This window comes from Nonomuraea sp. NPDC050202 (assembly GCF_040656115.1).
Taxonomy (GTDB): Bacteria; Actinomycetota; Actinomycetes; order Streptosporangiales; family Streptosporangiaceae; genus Nonomuraea.
This window is the reverse complement of the sequence record NZ_JBFALF010000057.1, coordinates 41,895-55,830: the sequence shown is the minus strand read 5'-3', so window position 1 is coordinate 55,830 and position 13,936 is coordinate 41,895. Positions and strand designations below refer to the sequence as shown.

The following is a 13,936-nucleotide window of genomic DNA, read 5'->3' as shown; positions in this document are numbered from 1 at the left end:
CCTGGCCGTTCTCCAGGTGTTGTTAGCCACCTGGAGTGGACGCTGTCCCACCTGCCATCAGCGCCCACCCTAACGAACTAACAAAGTACTACTAGGAATGTCCTGAAGATCTTGCTGGGTGACTCGGCATGAGCTGGCTCACCCAGCAAAATCTTCAGGACATTCCTAGCGGCCAAGCCGGGCGAACACGGCAGGGCCTGCCAGCCCCCGATCGCAACGACGGTCGCCTCTGGAACGGCCGAAGCGCTGGGGCAAGCACCTGGTCCTTGGGGAGCGTACGAGCGGAGCTCGTGCCGTTCGGGGGGAAAGTTCGAGATCGTTGTGCGCCCCGGACGACTTTACAAAGTAAACTTTGTGCTAGCCAGTGCGGAGGATGTGGATGGGGGACCAGCCATGGCGATACTGTCGCCCGCAGGGCCGCCAGATCCACCCCATCGGCCTGGCGGCCCTCATCCTGTCCCACGGCATGGACGTGGCAACCGGGTCGTCCGATTTCCCAGCGCGCACGAGGCGATACTGCGTACATGACCGATCCGGCCATGCTGCGCTCCAGTGCGACGCGGCGGACACGCCGCACCTTCACCGCGTCCACGGCGGCGGGCGAGGAAATGACTTAGAGCGCCGACTGGAAACCCGCCACCGGCCCGCTGCCCGCCTCGTCAACGAGCCGACGCAGGGCTTGCGTCAGGGGAGAGGAGGGCAGCGCGTCAAGGTCGCGCAAGTTCCAGCCGCTCACGTCGAGGAGCCAGCCGCCGTACTCTCCATCTACGCTGCTCATGCCGGGCTCCTTTATTGAGGACAGTGGTGCGGCACCCATCTTGCACCCTCCCCCTCCAGCAACGGTGCCCTTTCCAGGTTCAGCGTCCAGATAAACGATGGCGTCCGGACGCCACTGCGGGGCTGTCTCAGCGCGGGACCTCCGAGGCGCGGGCGCTTCGTGCGACGGGGTCTGGCCACCCGAGACAGCGCTAGTCGACGCGTTCGGCGTTGGAGTCGTAGCCGCCCCCGCCCGGGTACACCCAGGCTCCGGTGAGGGCGCGGCCGTCGGCGCTGAAGACGCCCTGGAAGTAGGCGGGAGAACCCCGCTCACCCGCACAGATGGTGAGGGTGTCGCCCTCGAGTTCATAGGTGTAGCCGAGGGTGCTGCCGTCATCGCCGTAGTAGCGGGACTTGATGTCGGCGCTGGGCTCGGCCATCAACCTCCGCTCCCGGCCGATGATCTCGAAGTCGTGCGTGTCGCCCAGCTGGACGTCCTGCTGCAGGAAGAAGTCGTTCAGCAGCGATAGGTCACCGTTCCCTCATGCCCTCCGGTGATCTTCCAGGTGCCGACGAGCCTGTCCAGGGCCTGCAGTGCCGGGTCGTTGGTCATTGAAATCTCCTTCGGGGTGGGTCGTCGCCTCTACTGACGGACGTCGGCGACCAAACTCATCGGTCCTGGCAGGCGTGTAAGCCGGCCTTCGCTCACCAGGGCTCCGGAGAGCCGCCAGCCCTCGCCCCGGTGCGGGTCGCGCCGACAGTCTTGATTCCGATGATCATGAACGGTTCTTCAGCGGGAGAGTCCCCGACCAGCACCCTGCTGTCGGAGGGCATGACCGTTCAGAGGGTCTCCTCGACCCGCATCAACATCATTTAAGGTGTCGGGCGGCATTCTCAGCAGCTGCCTGGGTGGCTCGGTTGCAGGCTCTGTTTGCCGGCCCATGAGGCGAGTCGGCGGATGGCGGCGTGGTCGGGGCTGTCGGGGTGGGTGGTGATGAGGACGATGATCTGTTCGTGATCGTCGACGTTGGCCAGGGCTTGCCAGTCGAGGTCGAAGGTGCCGGCGATGGGGTGGTGGACCCGGCTGTGGCCGAACGGGTGCACGGTCACCAGGTGCTGGCTCCACCAGGTGCGGAAGTCGGCGTCGCGGACGGAGAGTTGCCGACGATTTCTTGTAGGCGGGGCTGGTCGGGGTAGGCGCCGGCGGCCATGCGCAGGCTGGAGACGGCTTCGCGGGCGCGGGCGGACCAGTCGTCCTGCATGGCTCGGACATGCGGGTCGAGGAAGAGCATGCGGACATAGTTACGGTGCTGCGGCGCCAGGATGGCGAGGTCGCCGAGCAGGGCGGCGCCGAGCCGGTTCCAGGCCAGGATGTCCAGGTAGCGGCCGAGCACCAGGGCCGCGGTGTCGATGAGGTTGGCCAGCAGCCGCACCGTTTGCGGGGTGATGCGCTGTTCGGTCTCGCCGGGCTGCTCGTTCGCCTCGGGGTGGGCCAGCAGGAACAGGTGCCGTTGCTGTTCGTCGTTGAGCAGCAGGGCGCGGGCGATGGCGTTCAGGACGGCGCGGGAGGCGGTGCGGACGCGGCCTTGTTCGAGGCGGCTGTAGTAGTCGGTGCTGATCCCGGCGAGCTGGGCCACTTCCTCGCGGCGCAGGCCGGGGACCCGGCGGGGGTAGGCCGGTTCGGGCAGGCCGTGGTCGGCGGCGGTGACCGCGGCGCGCCGGGCGGACAGGAAGTCGGCCAGCGGTCCGCGCGGGGAGGAGATCCGGGGGCCGTCCATGTCCGGTCATGATGGCACTCCTGCGCTCATACTTCCGGAGAAAATCATTCCCTGGAACCCCGGGTCCTTCCTGCTCAGCGCGCTTTCGGTGAGGGTGGTGAGCGGAGGGAGGCCGACCCTGCAGACGTTGGAGGGGGGCTGCGGGGCCGGCTTCCTCTGCCATGGAACCGCAATCGAGGCCCTCTTCCTTCAGCGCATGCCCGTCGGCGCCTCCTCGGTGGCGTCGGGCGCCGGGCGATGCCGCGCACGTTGCGTGCGGTGATCGCGGTGGAGAAGCCGAGCCCGTCCACGTCGATCACGCCGAGGGCCCTGCAGGCCCCGTTCGCCGTCGTCGCACGGCCAGATTCGCAGGCCCGTGACGTCGCGGGAGGGCGGCCGGCGGCCCGGCGCTCACGTCGGCAATGGGTGCGGGTGGCTGGGTCTGTCGAGGGCGAAGGTGATGTTCGGCATCTTTCCCTCAAATTGTCACTGAGAGTTGTTATGGGGCACTCAAGGTGACTGTCGTTCTCGATGCAGGGTCCCCACAACAAGGAGGCGACCCGGTGTGACGACACCTGTGCGCCCCATCCGGCTGACCACGCCGGTACGGCTCGTGCTCGACGCTTTACTGGCCGCCCCGCCGGAGGACCCGCTGTGGGGCTACCGGATCTGCGCCGAGACCGACCTGGCCCCGGCACGGTGTACCCGATCCTGGAGCGCCTGGAACAGGCGGACTGGATCAGCGGGCACTGGGAGCCGGACGCGCCGCAGGCACGACCCGCCCGCCGGCTGCACAGCATCAGTGCGACCGGGCGGCAGCTGTACGCCGAGGCACGGGCACGCACCGGGCGCCGCGGCGCCCTGACCCGTCCCGCCTGGCTCGGCTCGGCGGGCTCCCCCCCATAGAGGATGAGTGGCCACCACGTCTTGCCTGTTCGCCGAGCAGACACACCGCCAGCGACGGCGCGCCACCGCGGCCTTGTGCTGCGGCGCCGCCCTGGCCGCCGGCGGCACCCTGCTCCTGCTGGCCACCCAGCGGCCACACCCTGGGTCGTCGCGGCCCAGCTGGCCATCACTGGCGGCCTGACCACCGCCATCGTGGCGATACTCGCCCTGATCCACGCCGGCACCCACCCGTGGCCCCTCGCCACCGGCCAGGTCGAACCACGCACGCTGTTGCAGCGCTACCCGCCCCAGCACGTGCTCGCGCACGGACTGTATGAGCTCGCCATCGGCCTGGCCGGCCGCGACCGCCGCGACCGCGCCCTCGAATGGCACGCCGACCTGCACGAATGCCCCAAGCCACTGAGCTACGCCCTGTCGCTGGTGAGCGCGGCCCTGCGCATGCGCCTGGCCGACGTCACCCACCTGGGCTGGCGCGCCACCTGCTGGATGCTGGCCAGCGAGATACGCACCTGGGGCGCGCTCATCCCGGCCATGGTGGCCGCGCTGCACCAGGTGCTGCAGTCCCAAGGATGGGGATCGGCGGCCTGGACGCTGCTCACCGTGCCAGCCGTCGTCGACCCTGGTCGCCCGTCTGCGCCGCCGCTGGAGCATCGCCGTCAAGCCGGTGCACCTGCGGTTGTTTCACCGGCCCGGCGGCCGTCACACCCGCCCGCACCAGCCCCGGCCGCGGCGCGGCCGAGCGCACCCCGGCCGGCTCGTACGCCGGCCGGCTCACCGGAGCAGCCCGGGCGTCACCTCGGCCGCCGCGGCCACCGCAACCGCGCTGGTGCGCGCGCCGTCGCCTGACCCGCACAGGGAGGAAGCGCTGGGGCCCGAGGCGTAGTCACAAGCTTGCCTGACTGTCCAGGTTCAGCGTCCAGATCGACGATGGCGTCCGGACGCCACTGCGGGACTGTCTCAGCGCGGGGTTGGCCGGCTGGCCAGGACGGCGGGCACCGGGCTGTAGCGGGCCACGAGTGCCGCCAACGGCGCGTCGATGTAGCCGAGCACGGTCATGATGGCCTCGTGGTCGGCATCGAGGTGCCGGTGGTGGATGGGAGCATGATGGGCGATCTTGTTACGGAGTACTCGCAGGAAGTCCAGTTTGCGGTGCAGGGCGTGGCGGCCTCCGTGGTAGCCGGGAAAGGCGCGGTACAGGGCTGTCCGCCACAGCCGCTGGTCGTAGGAGTTGCCACTGCCGAGGAGGCTGACCCAGAACCCGAGCGGCAATTCGGCGACCACGTGCGCCGGGGCGGGCACCGGGCCTCGCCGGCTCAGCTGGCGGACCGCCTCATCGATCTTGGCGCGCGCGCCGTGGTGCAGGTTGGCCTGGGGGTGGTTCCACCAGTCGTCTTGGCCGAACAGCTGGAACAGGTGCTGGTCAAGGACGCTGCGCAGGGCGAGTTCGAGGTGCTGCAAGGGTCCGTAGAACGCGGCGGAGACCTCGGTGTTCCAGCAGAACAACCGGAGCGCGGCCACCTTGTCGCCGGCGCAGAACGCCTCATATTCGGGCAGGCGGGCCTGGCTGAGCATACGGTGCAGGTGCTCGGCGTCGTGCTGCTCCACAGGCGCTCGCTCTCTCGGCAGGCGGCTCGTGCTAGCGTGGATGACATAAGCCCCGGGATTGCCTCTGCCAGCACGCAGCCCGGGGCACAGCCATATCGGAGGCCAGCCGTACGACGCCGTCAACGATGTGTGTATGAGTGACCTTACTTCGGTGATCACCGCAGGTGGAACGCGGTTTGGTGGTTCTAGACGCTTCCTGATAGTCGTGATCTTTTCGTGATCTCTGAGGAAGATTCGCGCCTGAAATAGGGACGGCTGCAAGAGCTCAGGTGACCAGCAGGGGAGTCGTCCGGGGCTGGTGGGCCGACCAGGACACTGGCGCGCCGCACGTCAGCGTGATGTGAGTAGATCACTCGCGCTAAGGAAGCGACCTCATCTGTAGACGGCGGGGCTGCGAGCACGGGCCGCGGGCGGGGCGGGCAGCAACGGGGCGAACTGCTGCCGACGCGCGGTGTTGGACGCGCGCACCTTCCTGAAGCGCCGCTCTCCTGGACGTGGACGTCGGGAACAATACGAACCTTCCGGCAGGTTGATGGTGCCCGCGGGCCGCTGCCGTTCCGTGAGCGTCTGCGTGTTCGTCATCGCGATGCCCATGCGGGTGTGCAGGCCGTTGAAGCCCACCTCGGTGACCGGGCCCAGCCCGAGCGTGAGGGAGCCGCCGCACACCAGGACGGGACGGCGGTGCCGAGCTGGTCGGGCCCGGTGCTGCCCGGGGGTGGGGAAGGTGAGGCCGTCGGCGCCGTAGCCGAGGTAGGCGCGCGCTGTCGTACAGGACGGCTCGGGATCCCCGCACTCATACGCGGGGGCCGGATGCGTCAGCAACACCGGAATCTACACCAGACCACCGATGAAACGGCACCACACGCCGACGATTTCTGCGGACGAACCATCGCCTCCAGCCTGTGGGCAGCGGCTGCGACGTTGCACGTACACAGGTTCAGCCCGGCGCAGCCCGCTGCATGGGAGGGAACGGGCTGCGATCGGCTCCTCAGCGGGGCTGTTGCTGTCTGCGTCAGCTCACCACCAGGTGTTCGGCGTCATCGAGAGCCTGCCTCGTCAGGGCCTTTCCAGGTTCTGGATCCGGTAGTACTGCTGGCGCGCCGTGCGCTGCAGGTCCATGACCGTGCGGAGGAACTGGTCCATCCTGGCCGATCTGGCCCGCGGGTGGCATCCCTGCTGGCCAGGCCCGACAGTGCACGTGAACCGATCGGCGATCAAGGTGTGGGAGCGACGATTAATGACTGATGTGTCTGATGGCGCGGTCGCACTGACTGGAGGGCGCATGGCGTCGGAAGTCCTCCGAAGGAACGACACGGTTCTGCGGCCGACCTCGAATTCCTCCGAATTCATGGCTGCACTTCTCAAAACTTTCGAACAGCAGAATTTCGCTGGCGCCCCGAAGTATTTGGGCCAGGTGGACGACAAGGATATATTCACCTATATCCCGGGTGACGTGCCCGCTAAATTCCGGCCCTGGTCCGATGACCAGGTGGGCGCAGCGGCCCGCCTTTTGCGCCAGATGCATGACGCTACGCGCGGAAGTGACTTGGCTGGTCGCTTCGATGTGGTGTGCCACCATGACCCCGGCCCCAACAACGTTGTCTTCCAGAACGACATGCCGGTTGCGTTCATCGACTTCGAGCAGGCGGCCCCGGGTGGCCGCCTTGAAGATGTCGCCTACATGGCGTGGACCTGGTCGATCTCGTCGAAACAGACGATGGCGCTGGCGGACCAGGCGGCGCAGGTGCGCCTCCTCGCCGACACCTACGGTCTGCACGAGGTGGAGCGCCACGCGCTGACCGACTGCGTCCTGGAGCGGCAATCGCGCAATGTCCGCTTCTGGGCGGAGCTCGCGGTGTATCCGGAGACGGCCCCGGCTGCACCACAGGTCCTGGCTGACCGGATTGCGTGGAGCAAGCGGGAACACCACTTCGTCTATGCGCACCGTGAGATATTCGACCGGGCACTGGTCTGACTGCTGGCTGGTCGGCTCAGCCGCTGGTGTGCGTGGCCGGGCGCGTGGGCACTTCGAGAAGCCCGAACATGACCCCGGACGTGCGCGCGAGATGGGCGATGTCGATGGATTGTCCTTCGCGGTGCACGAAGGGTGGCACGGGCCGGTCGAGCGGTGGGTTGGCCAGGAACAGCACGGATTCCCGGTCCGGCCGATCGCGTGGACGCGGCCGGCCTTGATGCCGATGGACACCTCCACGACAGCCTGGCCCTGGAACCCGTCGGCCATCGTCCGCAACGGCCCGGTTCACCCGACGTGAGCCGGGACGCGGGCCAGAACCTGCAGAAGCTGGCGGACGGCGGGGATGGGCGGGCCTGGAAGGACGGCCATCGACGTGGTCAACGCGGGCTCGGCGAGCGGGCGGATGGCGACCCGGGGTATCTCCGGCAGGCCGGTGACCTCATAGAAGATCGTCCAGGACGGCGGGCCGGCACCGATATCCGCGAGGGTCTCCTGGAACGTGGTGAACGGCGGCCCGGGCGGCGGGGCGATCCCCGCCGCCCGGCAGGCGTCGGTGACCAGGTCGTGGAAGGGCGGGTTGTTCTCGCGCGCGGCGAGCCGGAGGGGCAGGCTAGCCAGGTCTTCGAGCTTGAGCTCGGCCGAACCCGTCAGCGGGTGTCCGGCGGGCAGGGCCACGTACAGCGGGTCCGTCCAGATCGGCAGGAGTTCCAGGCCCGGCGCGCCGGAGAGCGCCCGGACCAACGCCGCGTCGAGTTCGCCGGAGCGTACGGCGGAAAGACGATCGAGCAACGGAAGACGGCGCGGACGGACCTGAAGGTGTGGCGCGACGGCGGCCAGCTCGTTGAGGACCCGGTAGATCCGGTTGCCCGGACCCTGCACGATGCCGAGGCGCAGGACACCATCCGCGCCCGCGCGGATGTCGGCGGCGACCTGCCGGGTGCGGTGCGCGGCGGCCAGCACGGCCCTTGCCTCGGGCAGCAGGCGTTCTCCCGCGCCGGACAGCCTCACATGGCGGGTCGAACGGTCGAACAGCGGCACGCCGAGTTCGCGTTCGAGCCGGCGGACCTGCTGGCTCACCGCTGACTGCACGATGCTGAGCCGCTCGGCTGCGCGGCTGAAACCGCCCTCTTCTGCGACCGCCACGAAGTAGGCGAGCTGGCGCAGCTCCACCCGTCGCCCTCGATTCATCTCGATCGGTGATGACTGCAGGTCATAACCGCTTCTGGTACCCACCTTGTTCCTGCGATCGAATGGACCGCGAACCCGAAAGGAGCGGAACATGACTGTGTTGAAGGCCTTTGTCGTCCCCGGCGAGTCCGCGGAGAGGGTCGCTCTGCCCGCGGGCGGGGCGTTCAGCCTGCTCGCCGACGCCAGCGACACCGCGGGCGCGCTCGGCGCCAACCGGCTCACGCTGGGGGCGGGCCGCGACGGCGCCACGCTGCACTACCACGCGCGTTCCACCGAGCTGTTCTACGTACTGGACGGGGCGCTGGACTTCGTCCTCGGCGAGGAGAGGGTGACGCTCACCAAGGGCGGGCTGGTCGTGGTGCCGCCGCACCTGCCGCACGCGTTCGGCGCGGCACCGGGCACAGGGGCCGACCTGCTGGCCGTCTTGACGCCGGGCGTCGACCGTTACGGCTATTTCCGACAGCTTGGGCGCATCCAGCATGGTCTGGAGCCCTTCGACAGCTTGCTGCCCGAGCAGGAACGCTACGACGTGCACTTCGTGGACGCCTCCGGCGGGCAGTAGCCCGCACAGTTCCCCATGACCCCTTGCCGGCTCGCAGGCCGTTCCGGCCGACCGTCTCATGCAGCCGCCTTCTCGCCTGGCCTGGAACGCCACGCTGGTCAGTTGATAGGCCGAGCCACCTCGCCTGTCGGCACTGATCCGCGCCAAAGCCGCGCTCCTGGTTCGTGACAGGGTCCATGAGGAGGCCATGACCCATCCGGATGCGCCCCCGCGCGCTCTCGGCCCTGGCATCTGTCGTCCAGCGACCGCAAGGGCGCGCCGCATTCCTGTGAGTCGATGACTCAGCGCCTGCCTACGTGACCGAACCCGGCGGCGACCCGGTGAACATCGCCCTTGCCTTGGCCTTGAAGGGCGGGCTACAGCTACTGCCAGACTTCCGCGACCTGCTCACCGTCCCGCTGACGAGGCTCACGTCCTGGCGTGTGGAACTGGACGCGGGTTCCCATCTGACGATCCGGTCGCCATGTGATCATGACGGGCAGACGTTCGTCTGGGACCTGCCCGTCAGCGTTCCGCCGGGCTGGCGTCAGATTGTCTTACCGGGAGACTCCTGTCACCTGCCACCGCTCCGCGCACACCCATCGTGACCAGCGCCGTCAGGATGAAAGAGCTCACGCATGCAGCGATATCGATCGGGGGAGTGAGCCGAGAGGTAGTTCACCCTACGGTGTGATCGTTGACGACGAGCGGCCACAGCGAACCTATGATGAACATATGAGCACCAAGCCGATCACCATCACGGTGGACCCCCACGTGCACGAATACGCCCTCCAGCAGGTCGATCAGGGCCGGGCCCGGTCAGTGTCGGCCTTCTTCAACGAGGCCGCCCTGCATCGTATGGAAACCGAGCGGCACGCCGATCAGGCTTGGCGAGCAGCCGTGGAGAAGGCGCACGAGGACCCTGCCGTCGTCGAGCGCGCCCAGCGCCGGGCGCGTAAAGCGCGCGAGATCCTGCATGCTCGCTGAACCAGGCTATGTGCTCGACGCCACAGTTCTGGCCGAGGTCGGCCGCGGCGACAACGATGTGATCGCGCTGCTGCAGCAGTTCGACGCCGACAACATCAGCATGATCGTACCCGCTCTGGCCGTCACCGGCGCCGCCGTCGAGGCCGCTGCCACGGACGCGCAGCTGGCCGTCGTCCGGGGTGTCGGCCGGCTGGACGCGGCCGGGTTCGCCGGGATCACCGCGTTCGACGATGCCACCCACCTGGCCCGGATGCGGGTGGAGGTCGAGGCGCTGGGCGAGCTGTGGGATGCGCAGACGGCGCTGCACGCGCTGCTGCGGAACTGCCCGGTTTTGACCACGGACGCGGCCCGGTGGCGGGACGCCGTGCGGGAGATGGCCGGGCATCTGACCGTGGTCGAGGTGTCCCAGCTCGACGATTAAGCTTGACTCTGTCGGGGATCTTGTTCGCTGTCGGGTCAGCTGGCGGCTCGCCAGGAAGCAAGCGCGGGATGCCTTGCTGGTCGAGGTAGTCCTGGAAGGCTGTCGGCGGTCGTGGGGGCGCGCCTTTCTCCAGGAGGGTGCCGGCTGAGGCGTTCGACGTTGACGGCGATGGCGGTGAGCACGTGTTGCAGATGGGCCTTGGCTTGCCCGCGGTAGCGGCAGCGGCGCATGCCATGGCCGTGGGCGAACTCGCAGATGGTGCCCTCGATGCCGGAACGCACCGCGTAGCGCTTGTGCCAGTCCGGTTCTCGCCGCTCCGCGCGGGTGCGCAGCTGCAGTTCGTGTAGTTCTCGCGGAGGAAAGCCCACGTTGCGCGCACCGTCGCGACAGGTGGTGCCCTTGGCTCGGACCGGGCAGGGTTGGCCCTGGCTCTTGGTGAAGCGGGCCACGATCAACGGGGCGGCGGTCAGCGAGGATGTCGGATAAGGGCCATGCCAGCCCTTGCCGACCTGGCCCTGCGGGCAGGTGACTTCCTGGCGGTCGAAGTCGATGCGAAAGTCGTCGCGGGCGAAACCCTCACCCTGGCGGTTTTGGTGGGTGGGGTTACCTGGAAGCGGTCCGACCACGGTGATCTGGTGGTCACGTTCGGCCTGTTCGAGGTGGACCAGGCAGGTGTAGCCACCGTCGACCAGGTGCTGCTCGGGCCGTAGGCCCCGGCGTTCCAGCCGGGTGTGGATGCCGGGCAGGACCTCAGTGTCAGCGCTGGTCGCGGGCATGGTGACCACGTCCGTGATCACATTGGGGCCGTCGCCGGAGCAGGTCTCGGTCACGTGCGCGAGGAACCCCTGCCAACGGGTGACCTGCCCCGACGCGCATAGCGGGCCGTCAGGTCGTAGGGCGAGATGATCCGCTTGGCCGAGGGCGGCAGACCGCTATCGTCGTCATCGTCACGCCAGCGCAGCCGCCCGGTGGAGTCGCAGGAGTAGTTCTGCACCAGCATCTGTCGCAGGGCCTGCACCTGGGGGCCACCCAGCAGGCCGGGATGGTTTCGGCTCAGGTGTTCCAGCAGGCCGCGTGCATCTGCCCCGATGGTGTTGATCCTGGTCTTGGGCCGGGTGGGGTTCTTGCCCAGGCGGCCTGCCGACCGTAGCGGCGTCCCCAGTCCTCATCCACCAAGCCGTTCAGCGCGTGAGCGGCAGTGCGGGCCAGTTCCTCCAGGGCCGCGCGCATGGCCTCGGTGACCAGCTCCAGGCGGGTCAGGTCGCGCACGGTGGCCAGGACATGAGTGGAATCGGTGCGCTGGGTGGTGCGCTCGCGAACCAGGCCGGCCTCCTTCAGACGGGCCAGGGCCAGATCGAGAAGCCGGTCCGCCCGCCCATCCTCGCAGCAGGCGGTCACGGAAGCCACCGAGCACGCTGTGGTGGAAGCCGGGGTCGTCCAGTTCGAGGCCGAGCGCGTACGTGAAGCCGATGCCACAGCGCACGGCCTCAGCGGCATCGCGGCCGGGGAAGGTCCAGCACGAATTGCAGCACGCTCACCGTGGCCAGGTGGGCGGGTGAGAGTCCCGGCCGGCCGTCGCGGGGATACCCCTGCGCGAAGTCCTCATCGCTCCATAACCCGTCCAGCCGGTCGCGGATCCACATGGCCGGGGCGCCACGAGGATTACTCCCTCGTGCCACCTGGGCGGTGAGCTCCGGGACCTCCAGCGCGGACCGGGGACGAACCGGTAGAGACATCTGACCACCTCGGGGCATGACCGACCTCGCCGACCCCCAGAAGCCTCACAGTTACTGATCAGTCGCCCTTCGGGACATGCCGGATGTTTTCAAGATTCCCGACAGAGTCAAGCTAAGAGCCGGTGGCGCAGGGTCCCGATAGGCGGCCGGCGCCTCGGCGCGCCTGCCGTCACGGTGCAGCGCCATCATGAGGAGGTGGACCGGCCGTCCCCGCAGTGGATGCTCGCTGATGAGCAGGGGCAGCTCGGTCAGGGCCGCTCGATGCCGGCCCAGGCGTAGCCGATCGCGACGGGGTCCCGCGGGGGTGTGCTCACGCGGCCCTCTGTCCGGTGGCCGGGGAACGGGACTCAACCGGCGAGCGGGAGACGGAGCACGAAGCGTGCGCCGCCGCCGGGCGGGACCTCGACCTCCAGGGTGCCGCGGTGGGCCGCGGCGATCTCGCGGGCAGTGGCCAGGCCGAGACCGGCACCTCCGCGGTCGCGGCGGCGGACGGTGTCCAGGCGGGCGACGCGCTGGAAGACACGTTCGCGCTCTCCTGACGGGACGGCGAGCCCGTCGTCGGCGACGGCCAGCTCGGCGTGGCCGGCCGTACGGTGCAGGGTCACGGTCACCTCGCGCGCGGCGTGCCGCCGGGCGTTGTCCAGCAGGTCCGCCAGCAGCCTCGTGAGGTGCCTGGGAGCGGCCCTGACCGTCACCCCGCGTTCGAGGTCGAGGCGTACGTCACGTCGGCCGCCGGGCGGCTGGGCGGCCACCGTCTCGGCAGCCAGGCTCGTCAGGTCGAGCAGCTCCAGCCCCTGGCCGGCGTCGAGAGACCTCAGCAGGAGCAGGTCGTCGACGACGGTCTCCAGCCGGTCCAGATCGCCGGACACGTGCTCCAGCAGGTCGGGCAGGTCGATGTCGCCGGGGTGCAATTGCGCTTCCTCGACCCGGACGCGGAGCGCGGCGAGCGGGGTACGCAACTCATGGGAGGCGTCGGCGGTGAACTGCCGTTGCCGGTCCGTCAGCGGCTCCGCGACCGGGTCGGCGACCACGCGGCAGCCGAGCAATTCCTCGCGCCGCCGTCCGGACGCGGTCAGGTATGCCTGGTTGACGGCCACGATCGTCAGCTCCGGCACCATGGCGAGGCAGGGAAGGGCGACGGCCGCGATCAGGGCCTCGGCCGCGGCAGCGGCGGCAGCGGCGGTGTCGCTCGCGCCGTGGGCCGCGCCGGCGGCGGCGCGGTTCATGGGCTCATCGCCTCCGGCCCGCGGTGGCCCCCATTGCGGCCGACGAGGGGCAGGCGGAGGACGAAGCTGGCGCCGCCGGTCTCGGCCACCGCGGCGTGCAGGCTGCCCCCGTGAGCCTGGGCGATGTCGCGGGCGATCGCCAGCCCCAGCCCGGTGCCGCTACGGTCCAGGTGGCGTGCAGCTTCGAGCCTGGTGAAGCGCTGGAAGATCTCCTCCCGGTCCGGCTCCGCGACCCCCTCACCGTCGTCGGTGACCGTCAGCACCGCGTGGCCGTCCTCGCGGCACACCCGGACCTCGACCAGCCGGCGGCAGTGCCGCTGCGCGTTGTCCAGCAGATTGTTGAGCACCCGGATGATCCGGATCGGGACGGCCTCGACGTGCACCCCGGGCTCCAGCCGGAGCCGTACGGCGGTGCGATCGGTCCTGCGGCCGATCTCCTCACGAACCAGGCCGGCGAGGTCGACCTGCTCAGGCCGGACGGGAGCGCCGCCCTCCATCTCGGCGAGGACGCGCAGATCGGTGAGGATCGCGTCCAGCCGGTCGATGCCGCGCAGCGCGCGGACCAGCAGGCCGCCGAGGTCGGTCTCGTCGGGGTGCAGGCCTGCCTCCTCCAGCTCAACGCGCAGCCCCGCGACCGCCGTGCGCAGCTCGTGGGAGGCGTCGGACGCGAATCTGCGCCTTTTCCGCAGCTCGCGTCTCAGGTCGCGGACCGTGTCGCCGGTCGTCCGGAACGCCGGCACGGCCGAGCCGGCTCCGGACGGGCGTACGGCCTCGTCGTCGTACAGAGGCGCAGGATGTGCTGTCACAGTTCGTACTCCTTCCGCTGCGGGTCATGGGC

At 69.3% G+C, this 13,936-nt stretch carries 19 protein-coding genes and 2 pseudogenes; 7 read left to right on the top strand and 14 right to left on the bottom strand.

The features are described 5' to 3' along the window. Window positions 1-613: 613 nt before the first annotated feature. The 3 genes and pseudogenes from fxsA to AB0I79_RS59010 all read right to left on the bottom strand — a co-directional run bounded on the left by fxsA (window position 614) and on the right by AB0I79_RS59010 (window position 2,534). Window positions 614-778, bottom strand: coding sequence for an FxSxx-COOH cyclophane-containing RiPP peptide (gene fxsA, locus AB0I79_RS59020; protein ID WP_357894073.1), 165 nt, complete (start codon window positions 776-778; stop codon window positions 614-616). Between the two features lie 190 nt (window positions 779-968). Beyond that, window positions 969-1,196, bottom strand: coding sequence for a hypothetical protein (locus tag AB0I79_RS59015; protein WP_357894070.1), 228 nt, complete (start codon window positions 1,194-1,196; stop codon window positions 969-971). Between the two features lie 454 nt (window positions 1,197-1,650). Then, window positions 1,651-2,534 (bottom strand): annotated as a pseudogene (locus AB0I79_RS59010) (helix-turn-helix transcriptional regulator). A 633-nt stretch (window positions 2,535-3,167) separates the two neighbouring features. On the opposite strand from AB0I79_RS59010, the gene AB0I79_RS59005 reads away from it, so the two are divergent. The 3 genes from AB0I79_RS59005 to AB0I79_RS58995 are packed head-to-tail and all read left to right on the top strand — an operon-like array spanning window position 3,168 to window position 4,265. Then, window positions 3,168-3,419: a helix-turn-helix transcriptional regulator gene (locus AB0I79_RS59005; RefSeq protein WP_357894067.1), complete on the top strand. Its 252-nt coding sequence runs from the start codon at window positions 3,168-3,170 to the stop codon at window positions 3,417-3,419. A 7-nt stretch (window positions 3,420-3,426) separates the two neighbouring features. Continuing rightward, complete coding sequence (locus AB0I79_RS59000; protein WP_357894064.1) at window positions 3,427-3,600, top strand: hypothetical protein; 174 nt, start codon at window positions 3,427-3,429, stop codon at window positions 3,598-3,600. A gap of 11 nt (window positions 3,601-3,611) precedes the next feature. Then, window positions 3,612-4,265: a hypothetical protein gene (locus AB0I79_RS58995; protein ID WP_357894061.1), complete on the top strand. Its 654-nt coding sequence runs from the start codon at window positions 3,612-3,614 to the stop codon at window positions 4,263-4,265. Window positions 4,266-4,376: 111 nt separating this feature from the next. Here AB0I79_RS58995 and AB0I79_RS58990 read toward each other — a convergent pair whose 3' ends face one another. After that, window positions 4,377-5,024, bottom strand: a complete 648-nt coding sequence (locus AB0I79_RS58990; RefSeq protein WP_357894058.1) for a hypothetical protein — start codon at window positions 5,022-5,024, stop codon at window positions 4,377-4,379. A 372-nt stretch (window positions 5,025-5,396) separates the two neighbouring features. Continuing rightward, window positions 5,397-5,846: a hypothetical protein gene (locus AB0I79_RS58985; protein ID WP_357894056.1), complete on the bottom strand. Its 450-nt coding sequence runs from the start codon at window positions 5,844-5,846 to the stop codon at window positions 5,397-5,399. A gap of 460 nt (window positions 5,847-6,306) precedes the next feature. Between AB0I79_RS58985 and AB0I79_RS58980 the strand changes: the two genes are divergently transcribed. Further along, entirely contained in the window at window positions 6,307-6,999 is a 693-nt protein-coding gene (locus tag AB0I79_RS58980) for a phosphotransferase (protein WP_357894053.1), read from the top strand. A 16-nt stretch (window positions 7,000-7,015) separates the two neighbouring features. On the opposite strand, the gene AB0I79_RS58975 is transcribed toward AB0I79_RS58980, so the two are convergent. Continuing rightward, entirely contained in the window at window positions 7,016-7,174 is a 159-nt protein-coding gene (locus AB0I79_RS58975; protein WP_357894050.1) for a hypothetical protein, read from the bottom strand. Window positions 7,175-7,284: 110 nt separating this feature from the next. Beyond that, window positions 7,285-8,187: a LysR family transcriptional regulator gene (locus AB0I79_RS58970; protein WP_357894047.1), complete on the bottom strand. Its 903-nt coding sequence runs from the start codon at window positions 8,185-8,187 to the stop codon at window positions 7,285-7,287. 91 nt (window positions 8,188-8,278) lie between these two features. Here AB0I79_RS58970 and AB0I79_RS58965 point away from each other — a divergent pair, with 91 nt between their 5' ends. The 3 genes from AB0I79_RS58965 to AB0I79_RS58955 all read left to right on the top strand — a co-directional run bounded on the left by AB0I79_RS58965 (window position 8,279) and on the right by AB0I79_RS58955 (window position 10,136). Beyond that, entirely contained in the window at window positions 8,279-8,749 is a 471-nt protein-coding gene (locus AB0I79_RS58965) for a cupin domain-containing protein (RefSeq protein WP_357894044.1), read from the top strand. A gap of 714 nt (window positions 8,750-9,463) precedes the next feature. Next, a complete protein-coding gene (locus AB0I79_RS58960; protein WP_357894041.1) occupies window positions 9,464-9,715 on the top strand; it encodes a hypothetical protein in 252 nt (83 codons plus the stop codon). Beyond that, on the top strand, window positions 9,705-10,136 hold the full coding sequence (locus AB0I79_RS58955; RefSeq protein WP_357894038.1) for a hypothetical protein: 432 nt from the start codon (window positions 9,705-9,707) through the stop codon (window positions 10,134-10,136). Before AB0I79_RS58960 ends, AB0I79_RS58955 begins: the two co-directional genes overlap by 11 nt. Window positions 10,137-10,171: 35 nt before the next feature. Here the strand turns inward: AB0I79_RS58955 and AB0I79_RS58950 are convergent, their stop codons facing one another. From AB0I79_RS58950 to AB0I79_RS58920, 7 genes and pseudogenes are all read right to left on the bottom strand, one after another. Further along, on the bottom strand, window positions 10,172-10,966 hold the full coding sequence (locus AB0I79_RS58950; protein WP_357894035.1) for a transposase: 795 nt from the start codon (window positions 10,964-10,966) through the stop codon (window positions 10,172-10,174). 223 nt (window positions 10,967-11,189) lie between these two features. Next, window positions 11,190-11,543 (bottom strand): hypothetical protein, encoded by a 354-nt coding sequence (locus AB0I79_RS58945; protein WP_357894090.1) that lies wholly within the window; start codon window positions 11,541-11,543, stop codon window positions 11,190-11,192. 31 nt (window positions 11,544-11,574) lie between these two features. After that, window positions 11,575-11,619: pseudogene (locus tag AB0I79_RS58940) on the bottom strand (hypothetical protein); the annotation flags it as partial. A gap of 4 nt (window positions 11,620-11,623) precedes the next feature. Further along, complete coding sequence (locus AB0I79_RS58935) at window positions 11,624-11,872, bottom strand: hypothetical protein (protein ID WP_357894032.1); 249 nt, start codon at window positions 11,870-11,872, stop codon at window positions 11,624-11,626. A gap of 51 nt (window positions 11,873-11,923) precedes the next feature. Continuing rightward, complete coding sequence (locus AB0I79_RS58930) at window positions 11,924-12,223, bottom strand: BTAD domain-containing putative transcriptional regulator (RefSeq protein ID WP_357894029.1); 300 nt, start codon at window positions 12,221-12,223, stop codon at window positions 11,924-11,926. Then, window positions 12,220-13,098, bottom strand: a complete 879-nt coding sequence (locus AB0I79_RS58925; RefSeq protein WP_357894026.1) for a HAMP domain-containing sensor histidine kinase — start codon at window positions 13,096-13,098, stop codon at window positions 12,220-12,222. Before AB0I79_RS58925 ends, AB0I79_RS58930 begins: the two co-directional genes overlap by 4 nt. Beyond that, window positions 13,095-13,904, bottom strand: coding sequence for a HAMP domain-containing sensor histidine kinase (locus AB0I79_RS58920; RefSeq protein ID WP_357894023.1), 810 nt, complete (start codon window positions 13,902-13,904; stop codon window positions 13,095-13,097). The genes AB0I79_RS58925 and AB0I79_RS58920 overlap by 4 nt, the downstream gene beginning before the upstream one ends. Between the last annotated feature and the right edge of the window lie 32 nt (window positions 13,905-13,936).

Coding starts and splice junctions, on each gene's coding strand:
- fxsA (WP_357894073.1), bottom strand. CDS start 778: ATGAGCAGCGTAGATGGAGAGTACGGCGGCTGGCTCCTCGACGTGAGC.
- AB0I79_RS58970 (WP_357894047.1), bottom strand. CDS start 8,187: ATGAATCGAGGGCGACGGGTGGAGCTGCGCCAGCTCGCCTACTTCGTG.
- AB0I79_RS58955 (WP_357894038.1), top strand. CDS start 9,705: ATGCTCGCTGAACCAGGCTATGTGCTCGACGCCACAGTTCTGGCCGAG.
- AB0I79_RS58960 (WP_357894041.1), top strand. CDS start 9,464: ATGAGCACCAAGCCGATCACCATCACGGTGGACCCCCACGTGCACGAA.
- AB0I79_RS58965 (WP_357894044.1), top strand. CDS start 8,279: ATGACTGTGTTGAAGGCCTTTGTCGTCCCCGGCGAGTCCGCGGAGAGG.
- AB0I79_RS58935 (WP_357894032.1), bottom strand. CDS start 11,872: ATGTCTCTACCGGTTCGTCCCCGGTCCGCGCTGGAGGTCCCGGAGCTC.
- AB0I79_RS58980 (WP_357894053.1), top strand. CDS start 6,307: ATGGCGTCGGAAGTCCTCCGAAGGAACGACACGGTTCTGCGGCCGACC.
- AB0I79_RS58925 (WP_357894026.1), bottom strand. CDS start 13,098: ATGAACCGCGCCGCCGCCGGCGCGGCCCACGGCGCGAGCGACACCGCC.
- AB0I79_RS59015 (WP_357894070.1), bottom strand. CDS start 1,196: ATGGCCGAGCCCAGCGCCGACATCAAGTCCCGCTACTACGGCGATGAC.